Here is a 13,654-nt window from a genome sequence, read left to right as displayed (position 1 = left end):
AGATAAATCTCATGTGTTTTTTATTTTATAAATTTTTTTCTACATTTCTATATTTATTATATCTCTCATCTAATAAGCTTTTTAAATCCTTACCTTTCATTTCAGATAAACTTTCCAAAATTACTTTTTTAATATTTTGAGCTGTTTTACTTGGATTTTTATGCGCTCCCCCTCTAGGTTCTTTTATAATTTTATCAATTATGTTAAAAGCTTTTAAATCCTGTGCAGTTATTTTCATAACATTTGCTGCTTCCTCAGCTCTTGAAGCATCTTTCCATAATATAGATGCAAATCCTTCAGGAGACAGTATAGAATATATAGAATGCTCTAGCATAAATACTTTATCTGCAACAGCTAAAGCTAAAGCACCTCCACTTCCACCTTCACCAATAATTATTGAAATTACAGGAACCTTTAATCCCATAATCTCTAATAAATTTTGAGCTATGGCTTGACCTTGTCCTCTCTCCTCAGCTCCTATACCACAAAAGGCACCTGGCGTATCTACAAAACATATTACAGGTCTTTTAAACTTTTCTGCTTGTTTCATAAGTCTTAAAGCTTTTCTATATCCTTCAGGATGAGGCATTCCAAAATTTCTTTTTATATTTTCTTTTGTGTTTTCACCTTTGCATATTCCTACTACAGTAAAACTTAAATTATTTAAAAGAGCTATTCCACCTATTACAGCTTTATCATCTCCATAGGTTCTATCACCATGAAGTTCTATAAATTCATCAAAAATTTCCTCTATATAAAATTTAGCATTAGGACGGTTAGGGTCTCTCGCAATTTTAACTTTATTCCATGCATCTAATGTTCTTATTAGTTCTCTACTCATAATTCACCTCATGCATTCTTAGAAGGGAAGTTATTATTTGTTTTAAATCTTTTCTTTGTACAATCTTATCTATAAATCCTTTTTCTAGCAAAAATTCTGCTGTTTGAAAATCATCTGGTAATTTTTCATTAATAGTCCCTTCTATTACTCTTCTTCCTGCAAAACCAACTAAACAACCTGGCTCACTTAATATAATATCACCTTCCATAGCAAAGCTTGCAGTTACTCCTCCAGTAGTTGGATTAGTTAATACAGTAATATATAATAAATTTTCACTACTATGTCTATAAATTGCTCCACTAATTTTAGCCATTTGCATAAGAGAATATATACCCTCTTGCATTCTTGCTCCACCAGAACAAGTAAATATTATTAAGGGTAATTTATTTTTAGTTGCATACTCTATAGCCCTTGTAATTTTTTCTCCTACAGCCGTTCCCATACTACCCATCATAAAATTAGAATCCATTACACAAAGAACTACTTTTCTTTGTGCAATATAAGCTTCTCCTGTTAAAACAGCTTCTTTTAAGTTACTCTTTTTTTGATATGCTCTTATTTTTTCTTCATACCCATTAAAATCTAAAGGATTTTTTCCAACTAGTTTTTTATCAAATTCTATAAAAGTATTTTCATCAACTAAATAGTTAATTCTCTCAATAGCACTTAACTTAAAATGATATCCACAACTAGGACATACATTAAAATTTTCCTTTAAATCTTCAGTATATAAAATTTCTCCACACTTTTCGCACTTACTCCACATACCAGAGGGTATATTAGGTTTATCTCCTTCTTTTAATTCTGAATCATTTAACTCAACAGAACTAACAGTTATATACTTTCTTTTGTTTAAAAAATTCTTAATCATACTTATTCACCAACTTTTCAGATAAAAATGAAGTAGTATAAGTACCCTTTTCAAACTCTTCATTTTCTAATATTAAAAAGTGATAATCTATATTAGTTGTTATACCATCTATAACAAATTCATCTAAAGCTCTCTTCATTTTAGCAATAGCTTCGTTACGGTCTTTTCCATGTACTATTAATTTCCCTATCATAGAATCATAGCAATAAGGAATTTTATATCCTGAGTAAATTGCTGTATCTAACCTAACACCAAAGCCTCCAGGAAAGTTAACATCTCTTATAAGACCTGGGCAAGGCATAAAGTTTTTACTAGGGTCCTCAGCATTTATTCTACACTCTATGGAATGACCTGTTATTTTTAAATCTTCTTGAGTTATATCTAATTTTTTGCCATAAGCGATTTTTATTTGTTCTTTAACTATGTCAACACCAGTTATCATTTCAGTTATTGGATGTTCAACCTGTATTCTTGTGTTCATTTCCATAAAATAAAATTCACCATTTTTATCACGCAAAAACTCAATAGTTCCAGCATTACTATAATTTACAGCCTTTGCTGCCTTAAGAGCTATTTCTCCTAATTTTTTTCTTTCTTCTTCAGTTAAAATAGCTGAAGGAGCCTCTTCTAAAACTTTTTGATTTTTTCTTTGAGCTGAACAATCTCTCTCAAAAAGTTGAACTGAATTTCCATACTTATCACATAATAATTGAACTTCTATATGTTTTGGACTTTCTATAAACTTTTCAATATATATTTTATCGTCTCCAAAATTTGCTAAAGCCTCTGATTTAGCAGTATTATAACTAGAAATAAAGTCTAACTCATCATAAACTATTCTAATACCTTTTCCACCACCGCCTGATGAAGCTTTTACCATTACAGGAAATCCAATTTCTTTAGCTATTTTTAAAGCAGTCTCTTGGCTATCAATTTCACCTTCATACCCAGGAACAACAGGAACACCTGCTTTTTTCATTATCTCTCTTGCCATAGCCTTATTTCCCATACGCTCTATAGCTCTCCAGTTAGGACCAATAAATTCAATGTTGCACTCTTCGCACATTTTAGCAAATCTTGGATTCTCAGATAAAAATCCAAATCCTGGATGAATAGCTTCAGCTCCTGTTAAAACACAGGCACTTAAAATATTTTGAATATTTAAATAGCTCTCTTTAGAATTCCACGGTCCTATGCAAACAGACTCATCAGCTAACTGAACATGCAGTGCATCTTTATCTATTTCTGAATAAACCGCAACAGTAAGAATACCTAATTCTCTACAAGCTCTAATTATTCTAACAGCTATTTCACCTCTATTTGCTATTAATACTTTCTTAAACATAATTAAATCACCTAACCTATTGCAAACATAATTTCTCCAGAACAAGCGATTTTTCCATCAACAGTAGCCTTCGCTTTACCAAATCCAATACTTCCTCTTAATTTAATTATTTCAACTTCAAGTTTTAAAGTATCTCCTGGTAAAACTTGTTTTTTAAATCTTACCTTATCTATTCCAGCAAAGAAAGGAGTTTTACCTTTAAATTCTTCTTTGTTTAAAAGAGCTATAGCACCAGCTTGTGCTAAGGCTTCCACAATTAAAACTCCTGGCATTACTGGATATTCAGGAAAATGTCCTTGAAAAAAAGGTTCATTTATAGTTACATTCTTATATGCAACTACCTTTGTATCTGTTATTTCCTCAACTTTATCAACTAATAAAAAAGGATATCTATGAGGTAATATTTTTTTAATTTCATTTATATTCATCATAACTAAGCTCTCCTAATCTTAAATAAAGGTTGACCATATTCAACCATATTACCATTTCTAACTAAAATGTCAACAATTTCTCCAGCTTCTTCACTTTCAATTTCGTTCATAAGTTTCATGGCTTCAATTATACATAAAGTATCTCCCTTAGAAACTTTACTTCCTATAGAGACATAACTTTCCTCTCCAACCCCTGGTGATTCATAAAATGTTCCAACCATTGGAGAAGTTACTATGTATAAGTCTTCTTCATCAATAATTTCTTCATTTGAATGTGAGCTAACTTCTTCTAACTCTGAAACAGATATAGTTTTTTCATCTAAATTTTCAAATTTCTCGATTTTTTCTATTTTATCTATTTCTTCTAGATTTGAAGCTTTATTCTCTTTAGATATACTTCTAGTTAAAGATTTATCCATTTTTATATATGAATTATCTAACTTAACTTCAAAATAAGCAATATTAGAAGAATCGATTTTATCTATAAGCTCTTTAATCTCCTTAAGATTCATAAATTCAACTCCTAATCCCACTTTTTAAATAATAATGAGGCATTATGTCCTCCAAAGCCTAAAGCATTATTAATAGCATATTTTAAATCTGCTTCTCTACCTTCATTAACAACATAATCTAAATCACAGTCTTCATCAGGAACTTTATATCCTATAGTAGGTGGAACAAATCCTTCTTCTAAAGCTTTAACACATATTACAGACTCTATAGCCCCTGCTGCACCTAGTAAGTGTCCTGTCATTGATTTAGTTGATGAAACTGGAATATCATATGCTTTTTCACCAAAACAACCCTTAATTGCTAAAGTTTCAAATTTATCATTTAAAGGAGTACTTGTTCCATGAGCGTTTATATAAGAAACTTCATTTTTATCAATTTTTCCTTCTTCTATAGCAGCTTCTATTGCTCTTCTTGCTCCATCTCCTTCTGGGTCTGGTGAAGTTATATGATATGCATCACAAGTTGCTCCATAGCCTATTATTTCTCCGTAAATTTTAGCTCCTCTTTTCTTTGCACTCTCTAAGCTCTCTAATATTAGTATACCAGCTCCTTCTCCCATTACAAAACCAGCTCTCTCCTTATCAAAAGGAATTGATGCTCTTTTTGGATTATTTCCAGTATTTAAAGCTTTAAGATTAGTAAATCCAGCAATAGCTGCTCTTGTTATAGCAGCTTCTGAACCACCTGTTATTATTATATCTGAATATCCATGTTTTATATTTCTATAGGCTGCTCCTATAGAACTAACTCCTGTAGCACAAGCAGTAACTAAAGATTCACAAATTCCCTTTGCACCATATTTAATAGCTATATTACCTGCTACTAAATTTATTATTCCAGCAGGTATTGCAAAAGGTGATACTCTATTTGGCCCTTTAGTTAATAATACATCAAACTGTGCTTCTAAAGTTCCATATCCTCCAATTCCAGAGCCAACTATAACTCCAACTCTATTAGGGTCTATATTACTATCTTTTAAGTCTAACTTAGCATCTTTCATAGCTTCTTCTGTTGCAGCTAAAGCAAAATGAGTAAATCTATCTAAACGTTTTGCTTCTTTTCTATCCATAAAATCTTCTGCTTTAAAATTTTTAACTTCTGCTGCAATTTTAACTTTATAATCACTAGCATCAAATAAAGTTATTTCATCAATTCCACAAAGACCCTTTTTTGAATTTTCCCAAAACTCCTTAACATTATTTCCAATAGGTGTTACAGCACCTAATCCAGTTATAACAACTCTGTTTTCCATATGCCTAAATCCTCCTACATTACCATTCCGCCATCTACATTTATGACTTGACCTGTTATATAATTTGCTTCATCTGAAGCTAAGAATTTTACTAAATTAGCAACATCCTCAGGATTTCCAAGTCTCTTAAGAGGAATATTTTTTGAAACCTCATCTTTAACCTTTTCTGATAAAGAAGCTGTCATATCTGTCTTTATAAATCCTGGTGCAACAGCATTTACAGTTATTCCTCTACTTCCTAATTCTCTAGCTAATGATTTAGTAAGTCCTATAACTCCAGCTTTTGATGCTGAATAATTTACTTGACCAGCATTTCCAGCAATACCTACAACTGATGTCATATTTATTATTTTACCAAACCTTTGTTTCAACATTATGGCAGAAGCATGTTTTGCACAATTAAATGTTCCTTTTAAATTAACTTCTATTACTTTATCAAAATCTTCTTCTTTCATTCTCATTATTAATGTATCTTTTGTTATACCAGCATTATTTACAAGTATATCTATTTTACCAAAAGTTTCTATACACTTCTCTATAAGATTTTTAGAATCTTCAAATTTACTTATATCTCCTTTTACAGTAAGAACCTCTACTCCCTTTTCTTCTAAAATAGTTTTTAATTCTTCTGCTTCATTATCAGAGCTTCTATAATTTATAACAACATTAGCTCCACACTCTGCTAACTTCAAGGCTATAGCTCTACCAATACCTCTTGTTCCACCAGTTATTACTGCTACCTTATCTTTTAACATAAATTAAAGTACCTCCATATCTTTTAATTTTGATAATGTTTTTTCTAAAGACTTTAAATCCTCAACATTAAGTACTGTAACATTTTTATTTATTTTTTTCACAAAGCCACTTAAAGTTTTACCAGGACCTATTTCAATAAAAGTATCTACACCACTTTCAATCATCTTTTCTATATCATTTATAAATAATACAGGTTTTTTTACTTGAGAAGTTAAAAGTTCTATTATGTCATCATCCTCTAAATAGGCATCACCCTTTACGTTAGACATAACAGTTCCCTTTATTTTTCCTATAGGAATTTTCTTTAATTCCTCTTCTAATTTTTCAGCTGCTGGCTGTAACATTGAACAATGAAATGGTGCTGAAACTGGAAGCTTTATAGCTCTTCCCCCTACTTCTTTAATAAATTCCATTGCTTTTTCTAAAGCAACTAACTCACCAGAAATTACTATTTGACCTGGTGAATTATAATTTGCACCTTCAACAACTCCATAAGATGAAGCTTTTTTTATAACTTCATCTACCTGCTCTGGTGTCATTCTTAAAACTGCTACCATGCCTCCAACACCTTCTGCAACAGCTTCTTGCATAAATTTCCCTCTTTTTTTTACTAGTTTAACTCCATCTTCAAAATTAATGGCTCCACTATGAATAAGAGCAGAATATTCTCCTAAACTTAATCCACAACTTATATCAGATTTAATTCCTAATTTATTTATTGCTTCAAGTATAGCCATATTTGTAGTTATTATTGCAGGTTGAGTAAATTCAGTTTTATTTAATAAGCCCTTAGGGTCATTAAAACAAAGTTCTTCCATATCAATGCCTAAAGCATCACTACTTTTCTTAAAAACTTCTCTACTTTCTTCAAACTCGTCAAAAAACTCTTTTCCCATACCTATGTATTGGGCTCCTTGGCCTGCAAATAAAAATCCTAGTTTAGCCATTAAAAATACCTCCCAAAAATTAACTGATTAAAAATAAATATATCTATAATTATATTCTTATTTAGTATTATTTTCTATATTTTTGTTTTTCAAATTATAATTTGATTAGAGCAGCCCCCCAAGTAAGACCTCCTCCAAAGCCTACCATTATTATATTATCACCTTTTTTTAAATTACCACCCTCTATATATTCACAAAGAGCTATTGGTATACTAGCCCCAGATGTGTTTCCATAATTTTGAAGGTTAACTATAAATTTCTCTTTTTCTATACCTAATTTCTTAGAAACGTAATCTATGATTCTTAAATTTGCTTGATGAGGAATTATAGCTTTTATATCATCTATTTTCATATTTTCTTTTTCTAAAATATCTAATATACTCTCTTCCATAACCTTTGTAGCAAACTTAAATATTTCTCTTCCATTCATACTTATATAATTTGAAGAAACATCTTTTCTTTCTTTAAAGGGACTATTTAAAGGTAATCCTTGTATCACCAAAGAATTCCCCTTAGAACCATCTGATTTTACCTCTACATGTTTTATTCCACAATCCTCCTCTGTAGCAGTTAAAACAGTTGCACCAGCACCATCACCAAAAAGAACACAGCTTCCTCTATCTTCCCAATTTAAAGCTTTTGATAAAGTTTCTGCTCCTATTATTAAGGCATTTTTAGCTTCTCCTGAAGATATTAATGATCTTCCTATTTTAAGAGCATATATAAATCCAGTACAAGCAGCATTTACATCAAAAGCCCAAGCCTTTTCAGCTCCTAATTTAGCTTGAACTATACAAGCTGTTGATGGAGTAAAATTATCTGGTGTTACAGTAGCTACTATTATTAAATCTATCTCCTCAGCTTTTAGCTTAGCATCTTTTAAAGCTCTTTTACTAGCCTCTACAGCTAAATCAGACGTATTTTCCTCTAGAGAAATGTATCTTCTTTCTATTCCAGTTCTAGTTCTAATCCACTCATCACTAGTTTCTAAAAATTCTTGTAACCTTTCATTTTCAATTAAATTTTTAGGTGTATATAGACCAAAGCCTATCATTTTAGCATTTTTCATATTAAATCTCCTTTGATTTCATAAGTTCTAGTTTCTTTTGAAAGAACTTATCTAACTTATCTAAAGAACTTATTAAAACCTCTTCTTCCCCAACACCTAGTTCCTCTAAAACATGGTCTATCATTTCTTCATGAAATTTTTCATGTACTTTATAAGCTAGAGTTCCTTTCTCAGTAAGTTCTATCATAACAACCCTTCTGTCTTCTTCTATTCTTCTTCTACTTACATAACCTTTTTTTATTAATTTGTTTATAGCAGTTGTTAAAGTACCTACAGTTATCTTAAGGTCTAAAGCTACCTCTGACATTGTCCTTGCCCTTTTTATCCCTATAGCTTCTATAGTATGCATCTCTGTTATAGATAAATCTTTAAAAGGTGAAGTTTTTAAAGCAAACTCCTCTATTCTTAAAATATTGTTAAATAATTTAACTAAAATATTATTTAATACTAATTCACTATCCTTCATGTTAAAATACTCTCCCTTACTCAAATCCTTAGATAAAAATCTAAATATTTTGAATATCAAACTAAATATTTTGATATTCAAAATATACTATATTCCCAAAAAATTGTCAACTATATATGAATTTTCTTTAAAATAAACCCCATAGTTTTAAACTATGGGGTGATATTTTAAACATCTTCTGGATTAAAGGATATTAATAAATTCTCTCTTTTACTGCCTAAGTATCTGTATTTTATATTTGCCTTATCAAACATGAATTTAGATGCCTTAACAATATCTGTATCTTTATATTTATCTGAAAGATATATAACTTCATTTATCCCTGATTGAATTATTGCTTTTGCACACTCATTACAAGGAAATAATGTAGCATATAATCTACAGCCCTTAATATTTTTCCCTATACTATTTAAAATAGCATTAAGCTCTGCATGACATGCATAAGGATATTTTGTTTCTAAAAAATCTCCTGTATTTCCCCAGGGAAGATCATCATCTGAGCACCCCTTTGGAAAACCATTATAGCCAATACCTACTATTTTATTATCATTATCAACTATACAGGCTCCAACTTGAGTGTTTGGATCCTTACTTCTTTTTGCACTAATTAAGGCAACTCCCATAAAATATTCATCCCATGAAATATAATCTTCTCTTTTGCTAATCATATTAACCTCCTAAATAGAAACTTAACATTTATTTTAAAGTTTTTTTATTTTTTTTCAAGTATTTTTAAATTTTCCTTTGATTTATTTTTTTAATATAATTGTTTTCTTAGGACATTTATTTAAGCATATTTCGCAAGAAGTACACTTTTCATAATCAATCTTTGCAAGATTATCAGAAACTTTAATTGCCTCACTAGGACAATTTTTTTCACAGATTTTACATCCTATGCATCCTACTGCACAATTTTTATTTGTAACTTTTCCTAAATCCTTAGAATTACAAGCAACTATTACTTTTTGCTCTTTACTTACTATTTCTATAAGATTTTGTGGACAAGCATTTACACAGGCTTTGCAAGAAACACATTTTGAAGAATCAATTCTTGCTATACCATTTTCAATAATTATTGCATCAAATTTACAAGCCTCTTTACAACTTCCTAAGCCAAAACAGCTAAAACTACAGCCCTCATATTCTTTATCCTTTAATAAATTTTTAGCCTCTACACAATTTTTAGCCTCTGAAAGATTAAAGTTAATCTTTTTATTTTCACAATTCCCCATACATTTTACAAAAGCTACCTTTTCCTCTTTCTTATCTAAAGGCGTAATTTCTTTTCCTAAAATTTCTCCAATTTTAATAGATACATCATTTCCACCAACACCACAAAGTGTAGCACTAGCTCCTTCTTCAACTAAAGCGTTAGCATAGGCATCACACCCTGGGTATCCACAACCTCCACAATTTGCTCCAGGAAGAATTTCTCTTATCTTTATAATTCTTTCATCTAATTTAACTTCGAATTTTTTAGAGGCAAAACCTAAAACTATCCCAAAAATTAACCCTAAAATTCCTAAAACTAAAATTGAATAAAATATACTTGAAAAATCCACTTTAAAGTCCCTCCTTAATTATATAAGCCCTTGAAAGCCTAAAAAAGCTATTGACATAAGAGCTGCTGTAAATAAAGTTATTGGCAAGCCTCTAAAGCAAGGATGTATCTTTTCATTTCCATCAATTCTTTCTCTTAAAAAAGACATTAAAACTATAGCTAACATAAAGCCACCTGCTGCCCCTAAGGCATGAACTATAGACTGAAGGAAAGTATAGCCTTCTTCTACATTAGTAACTGCCATTCCTAAAACAGCACAATTTGTAGTTATTAATGGTAAAAATATTCCTAAAGCTTTATATAAAGCAGGACTATATTTTTTTACTACCATTTCTACAAATTGTACAAGAGCTGCTATAACTAAAACAAATACTATAGTCTTTAAATATGTTATATTTAATTTGTCTAAAACTAAATTATATACAATCCAAGAAATAACACTAGCTAAAACCATTACAAAGGTAACAGCAAGTCCCATTCCTACGGCAGCACTTCTCTTTTTAGATACTCCTATAAAAGAACAAATCCCTAAAAATTGAGATAAAACAAAATTATTAACTAACATAGCACCTATAAATATAAGAAATAATTCCATAAAATTCACCTCTTTACCATTTACAAATTAAGAACTTTTGCCACATCCAGAACAAGTACTACAATTATGTTCTAAACATTTAGCTTTTTCTCCATTTTTTCTAGCCTTTTTAATATTTCTATAATTTAAAAATGTCATTAAAGAACCTAAAGTTAAGAAGGCACCAGGTGCTAATATCATAATTGTAGCTGGTTTAAAACTCTCAGGTAATACTCTCTCTCCTAAGAAACTTCCAGCTCCTAAAAGTTCTCTAAAGGTTCCTATAGAAAATAAAGCTATAGTAAATCCTATTCCCATACCAAGTGCATCAAAAATTGAAGGTAAAACTTTATTTTTAGATGCATAAGCTTCTGCACGTCCTAAGATTACACAGTTAACAACTATAAGAGGTATAAAAATACCTAAGGATTTATATAAGGATTGAACATAAGCATTCATAAGCATATCAACTATAGTTACAAAAGATGCAATTATAACTATATATGCAGGAATTCTTATTTTACTTGGTATAAATTTTCTCAAAGCTGAAATTATCATATTAGAAAAAATTAAAACTACAGTAGTTGCAATTCCCATTCCTAAAGCATTTTCTACACTAGATGTTACTGCTAAGGTAGGACACATAGCAAGAACTTGAACAAATATTGGATTTTCATTTATTATTCCATTTTTTAATCTTTCAAATAAAACTTTCACTATATTCCCCTCCTATTTTAAATTGCTATTATAAAAATTAATTATATTAGTAACACCTTTTATAACAGCCATAGAACTCTTTGTAGCTCCACTTATTGCATCAACATTAATAACTTCACCATAAGTACTTAAATCAATTTCTTGAGTATTTTCTTTAACCTCAAGCTTATCTGAAACTGAAATTCCAACAAAGGAATTTAAGAAACTTTCCTCTTCTATTAAATCTCCTAAACCGGCTGTTTCATTGTGGTCTATTATTTGCAACCCTGTTATAATGCCATTATTTGAAATTCCAAGAGCAAATTTAATAGGTTTTTCCTCATACATTCCGAAAGCATTTCCTTCAATAGCATATCCTATTTCACTTCCATCTTTAGATATAATATAAACCTTATCTATTCCCTCTTGTAATGTAATGGTAAGTTCTTTCATTTCACCTTCTAAGTTTATTTTTGATAAATCTAAAACCTTTTCTTTTGATAAGTCTTCACCTAAAATATTTTCCTTATAAAAATCAATAGCTTCTCTAACCCCACTTAAAAGTGCATTTGAAGATATAGTAGCTCCTGTTATTCCTTGTATTTCTCCTTTAGAGCTAGCTGAGTTTTTAACAATTTTTATGTCATCATCAATAGCTAGCCCCTTAAATTTTTCATAAAAAGCTTTTTCTGAAACCTTAGCCCCTAATCCTGGTGTTTCTGCCTGTGCTAAAACTTTAACACCTGTTATTTCATTTTCTTTATTTATTGCAACTACCATATCTATAGGACCATTAAATCCCTTTGGTGAAACCTTTATTATATGTCCTTTATCCTCTTTGTTTTTACTTGCTTGAAAAACTTCCTGTATGTTTGATTCTTCACTCTTTTCAAAAGTAAAATCTTTTAGCTTGTTTGCCTCTGGTAAAATTTCTTTTAAATCCTCTGGACTTAATTTTGCATTTTGAGCAATAACCTCCTTTGTAAATTCATTAGCTACCCCTAAAAGTCCCCCTGAAAAAGAAGTTATTAAACAAAGTATAATTCCTAATTTTAGATTTTCTTTCATTAAAATTCCCTCCCTATAAACAATTTAAAAATCTAAAATCTTTAGTGTATTACTTTGAATTTATTTACCCTTATAAATTCTAACTTCCTTTGAATTAATCTTTTTTACTCTATATTAAAAGGTAGTTTATTAAAGCTTAAAATATTACAAAAAAATAAAAAAACATAAGGCTATATTTGTATAGCCTTATGTTTTTAAATCTTTTAATAAATATATCTTTTTTCTATACTTGAGTCAGCTATGATAGGAGAAAGTTCTATTTTCAAAAGTGAATCTTTTGTGCAGTTTTCCATAGAAATAATAGTTACATTCATATTAACTTTTCCTAAAATTTTAACAGGAACATTCTTATTAAAGATTAGACTTCTCTCTCTAAACCTTCTATAAACCATTCTAAACATATCATAAAAAACATTATTTTTTATTTCTCTGCTTACACCTAAGCCATGAACATTTCCACACTCTATAATTCCAATTTCCATATCTTTATCAGCCTTAAAAAGACAACCATAACCTACTGTTTGTCCTTTAGATATCCTATAAGTATTTACAGGCTTTGCATAATACTCATAACTTTTTTTAATACCTTTATTAAAACCTATATATCCATATAATACATTACCTGCTCTAGCCCCTGTAGTAAAATCACAAGCTTTTCTTAAATCATCATTTACAATAGCACTTGATGCCATACAATGTATAACTCTAACCTTATCTTTATACTTCTCAACAGTTGATTTAAAAAGTGCTATTTGCTTTAAAGTATAATCAACATCTTTAGCATTATGTAAATGTGTATATATACCATCTATTTTAATGTTCTTAAAATCCTTTTGTATTTTTTCTATAAAGGAATCTAGTCTATCAGGTTTTATTCCCATTCTATTCATTCCTGTATCTACATATATATGTACTCTTTTATTTATATTTTTATCTAACTCACTTAAAATTTCTTCATTATCTAAAGTTAAAATTAAGTTTTCTCTCTCATCATAAAAATCTTCCTTTGTGCATAAAGGAGACAAAATAAGAATATCTTTTTTTATTTCCTTTAAAGCTAGGCTTTCCTCTATATTTCCAACAGCTATTATATTTACCTTATTTTCTATAAATTTAGCAATATCTTTAAGACCTAATCCATAGGCATCTCCCTTTATAACTGCAATTAAATTTTTATCTCCAATTAAATCTTGTATTACCTTTATATTGTTTTCTATATTTTTTAAATTTACATCACACCAAAAATAATTACTCATTTTAAAAT

16 protein-coding genes are annotated in these 13,654 nt (G+C 29.6%); all 16 read right to left on the bottom strand.

Annotated features, from left to right (window positions below):
- Nucleotides 1-25: 25 nt before the first annotated feature.
- The 16 genes from AC4FRL_RS02080 to AC4FRL_RS02005 all read right to left on the bottom strand — a co-directional run bounded on the left by AC4FRL_RS02080 (nucleotide 26) and on the right by AC4FRL_RS02005 (nucleotide 13,646).
- Nucleotides 26-841 (bottom strand): acetyl-CoA carboxylase carboxyltransferase subunit alpha, encoded by an 816-nt coding sequence (locus tag AC4FRL_RS02080; protein WP_491138389.1) that lies wholly within the window; start codon nucleotides 839-841, stop codon nucleotides 26-28.
- The gene (gene accD / locus AC4FRL_RS02075; RefSeq protein WP_491138388.1) at nucleotides 834-1,712 is read right to left on the bottom strand and encodes an acetyl-CoA carboxylase, carboxyltransferase subunit beta; all 879 of its coding nucleotides are present in this window, start codon (nucleotides 1,710-1,712) and stop codon (nucleotides 834-836) included. Before accD ends, AC4FRL_RS02080 begins: the two co-directional genes overlap by 8 nt.
- Nucleotides 1,705-3,057, bottom strand: coding sequence for an acetyl-CoA carboxylase biotin carboxylase subunit (locus tag AC4FRL_RS02070; RefSeq protein WP_491138387.1), 1,353 nt, complete (start codon nucleotides 3,055-3,057; stop codon nucleotides 1,705-1,707). The genes accD and AC4FRL_RS02070 overlap by 8 nt, the downstream gene beginning before the upstream one ends.
- An 11-nt stretch (nucleotides 3,058-3,068) precedes the next feature.
- A complete protein-coding gene (fabZ, locus tag AC4FRL_RS02065) occupies nucleotides 3,069-3,488 on the bottom strand; it encodes a 3-hydroxyacyl-ACP dehydratase FabZ (RefSeq protein WP_491138386.1) in 420 nt (139 codons plus the stop codon).
- Nucleotides 3,489-3,490: 2 nt separating this feature from the next.
- Nucleotides 3,491-4,000 (bottom strand): acetyl-CoA carboxylase biotin carboxyl carrier protein, encoded by a 510-nt coding sequence (gene accB / locus AC4FRL_RS02060; RefSeq protein WP_491138384.1) that lies wholly within the window; start codon nucleotides 3,998-4,000, stop codon nucleotides 3,491-3,493.
- Nucleotides 4,001-4,011: 11 nt separating this feature from the next.
- On the bottom strand, nucleotides 4,012-5,253 hold the full coding sequence (gene fabF / locus AC4FRL_RS02055; RefSeq protein WP_491138383.1) for a beta-ketoacyl-ACP synthase II: 1,242 nt from the start codon (nucleotides 5,251-5,253) through the stop codon (nucleotides 4,012-4,014).
- A 14-nt stretch (nucleotides 5,254-5,267) separates the two neighbouring features.
- On the bottom strand, nucleotides 5,268-6,008 hold the full coding sequence (fabG, locus tag AC4FRL_RS02050; RefSeq protein WP_491138382.1) for a 3-oxoacyl-[acyl-carrier-protein] reductase: 741 nt from the start codon (nucleotides 6,006-6,008) through the stop codon (nucleotides 5,268-5,270).
- Between the two features lie 3 nt (nucleotides 6,009-6,011).
- Nucleotides 6,012-6,956, bottom strand: a complete 945-nt coding sequence (fabD, locus tag AC4FRL_RS02045; RefSeq protein ID WP_491138381.1) for an ACP S-malonyltransferase — start codon at nucleotides 6,954-6,956, stop codon at nucleotides 6,012-6,014.
- Between the two features lie 94 nt (nucleotides 6,957-7,050).
- Nucleotides 7,051-8,025, bottom strand: a complete 975-nt coding sequence (locus AC4FRL_RS02040) for a beta-ketoacyl-ACP synthase III (protein WP_491138380.1) — start codon at nucleotides 8,023-8,025, stop codon at nucleotides 7,051-7,053.
- A 1-nt stretch (nucleotide 8,026) separates the two neighbouring features.
- The gene (locus tag AC4FRL_RS02035; RefSeq protein ID WP_491138379.1) at nucleotides 8,027-8,491 is read right to left on the bottom strand and encodes a MarR family winged helix-turn-helix transcriptional regulator; all 465 of its coding nucleotides are present in this window, start codon (nucleotides 8,489-8,491) and stop codon (nucleotides 8,027-8,029) included.
- 167 nt (nucleotides 8,492-8,658) lie between these two features.
- On the bottom strand, nucleotides 8,659-9,159 hold the full coding sequence (locus AC4FRL_RS02030; RefSeq protein WP_491138377.1) for a deoxycytidylate deaminase: 501 nt from the start codon (nucleotides 9,157-9,159) through the stop codon (nucleotides 8,659-8,661).
- Nucleotides 9,160-9,240: 81 nt separating this feature from the next.
- A complete protein-coding gene (locus AC4FRL_RS02025) occupies nucleotides 9,241-10,053 on the bottom strand; it encodes an RnfABCDGE type electron transport complex subunit B (RefSeq protein ID WP_491138376.1) in 813 nt (270 codons plus the stop codon).
- A gap of 18 nt (nucleotides 10,054-10,071) precedes the next feature.
- Nucleotides 10,072-10,647 (bottom strand): electron transport complex protein RnfA, encoded by a 576-nt coding sequence (locus AC4FRL_RS02020; RefSeq protein WP_491138374.1) that lies wholly within the window; start codon nucleotides 10,645-10,647, stop codon nucleotides 10,072-10,074.
- A 27-nt stretch (nucleotides 10,648-10,674) separates the two neighbouring features.
- The gene (locus AC4FRL_RS02015; protein ID WP_491138373.1) at nucleotides 10,675-11,343 is read right to left on the bottom strand and encodes an RnfABCDGE type electron transport complex subunit E; all 669 of its coding nucleotides are present in this window, start codon (nucleotides 11,341-11,343) and stop codon (nucleotides 10,675-10,677) included.
- Nucleotides 11,344-11,355: 12 nt separating this feature from the next.
- Nucleotides 11,356-12,390 (bottom strand): RnfABCDGE type electron transport complex subunit G, encoded by a 1,035-nt coding sequence (locus tag AC4FRL_RS02010; protein ID WP_491138371.1) that lies wholly within the window; start codon nucleotides 12,388-12,390, stop codon nucleotides 11,356-11,358.
- A 203-nt stretch (nucleotides 12,391-12,593) separates the two neighbouring features.
- Nucleotides 12,594-13,646, bottom strand: a complete 1,053-nt coding sequence (locus AC4FRL_RS02005) for an alanine racemase (RefSeq protein ID WP_491138370.1) — start codon at nucleotides 13,644-13,646, stop codon at nucleotides 12,594-12,596.
- Nucleotides 13,647-13,654: the final 8 nt, after the last annotated feature.

The sequence above is a fragment of the Clostridium sp. TJA032 genome, from assembly GCF_058310275.1.
The sequence above is the reverse complement of the archived record's forward strand: the minus strand, read 5'-3'. Positions and strand labels throughout refer to the sequence as shown.

Excerpts from the sequence above, each read along its gene's own strand:
- AC4FRL_RS02035 (WP_491138379.1), bottom strand. The coding sequence starts at position 8,491 with ATGAAGGATAGTGAATTAGTATTAAATAATATTTTAGTTAAATTATTT.
- AC4FRL_RS02010 (WP_491138371.1), bottom strand. The coding sequence starts at position 12,390 with ATGAAAGAAAATCTAAAATTAGGAATTATACTTTGTTTAATAACTTCT.
- fabG (WP_491138382.1), bottom strand. The coding sequence starts at position 6,008 with ATGTTAAAAGATAAGGTAGCAGTAATAACTGGTGGAACAAGAGGTATT.
- fabF (WP_491138383.1), bottom strand. The coding sequence starts at position 5,253 with ATGGAAAACAGAGTTGTTATAACTGGATTAGGTGCTGTAACACCTATT.
- accB (WP_491138384.1), bottom strand. The coding sequence starts at position 4,000 with ATGAATCTTAAGGAGATTAAAGAGCTTATAGATAAAATCGATTCTTCT.
- fabZ (WP_491138386.1), bottom strand. The coding sequence starts at position 3,488 with ATGATGAATATAAATGAAATTAAAAAAATATTACCTCATAGATATCCT.
- AC4FRL_RS02020 (WP_491138374.1), bottom strand. The coding sequence starts at position 10,647 with ATGGAATTATTTCTTATATTTATAGGTGCTATGTTAGTTAATAATTTT.
- AC4FRL_RS02030 (WP_491138377.1), bottom strand. The coding sequence starts at position 9,159 with ATGATTAGCAAAAGAGAAGATTATATTTCATGGGATGAATATTTTATG.
- AC4FRL_RS02070 (WP_491138387.1), bottom strand. The coding sequence starts at position 3,057 with ATGTTTAAGAAAGTATTAATAGCAAATAGAGGTGAAATAGCTGTTAGA.
- accD (WP_491138388.1), bottom strand. The coding sequence starts at position 1,712 with ATGATTAAGAATTTTTTAAACAAAAGAAAGTATATAACTGTTAGTTCT.
- AC4FRL_RS02080 (WP_491138389.1), bottom strand. The coding sequence starts at position 841 with ATGAGTAGAGAACTAATAAGAACATTAGATGCATGGAATAAAGTTAAA.
- AC4FRL_RS02040 (WP_491138380.1), bottom strand. The coding sequence starts at position 8,025 with ATGAAAAATGCTAAAATGATAGGCTTTGGTCTATATACACCTAAAAAT.
- AC4FRL_RS02005 (WP_491138370.1), bottom strand. The coding sequence starts at position 13,646 with ATGAGTAATTATTTTTGGTGTGATGTAAATTTAAAAAATATAGAAAAC.
- fabD (WP_491138381.1), bottom strand. The coding sequence starts at position 6,956 with ATGGCTAAACTAGGATTTTTATTTGCAGGCCAAGGAGCCCAATACATA.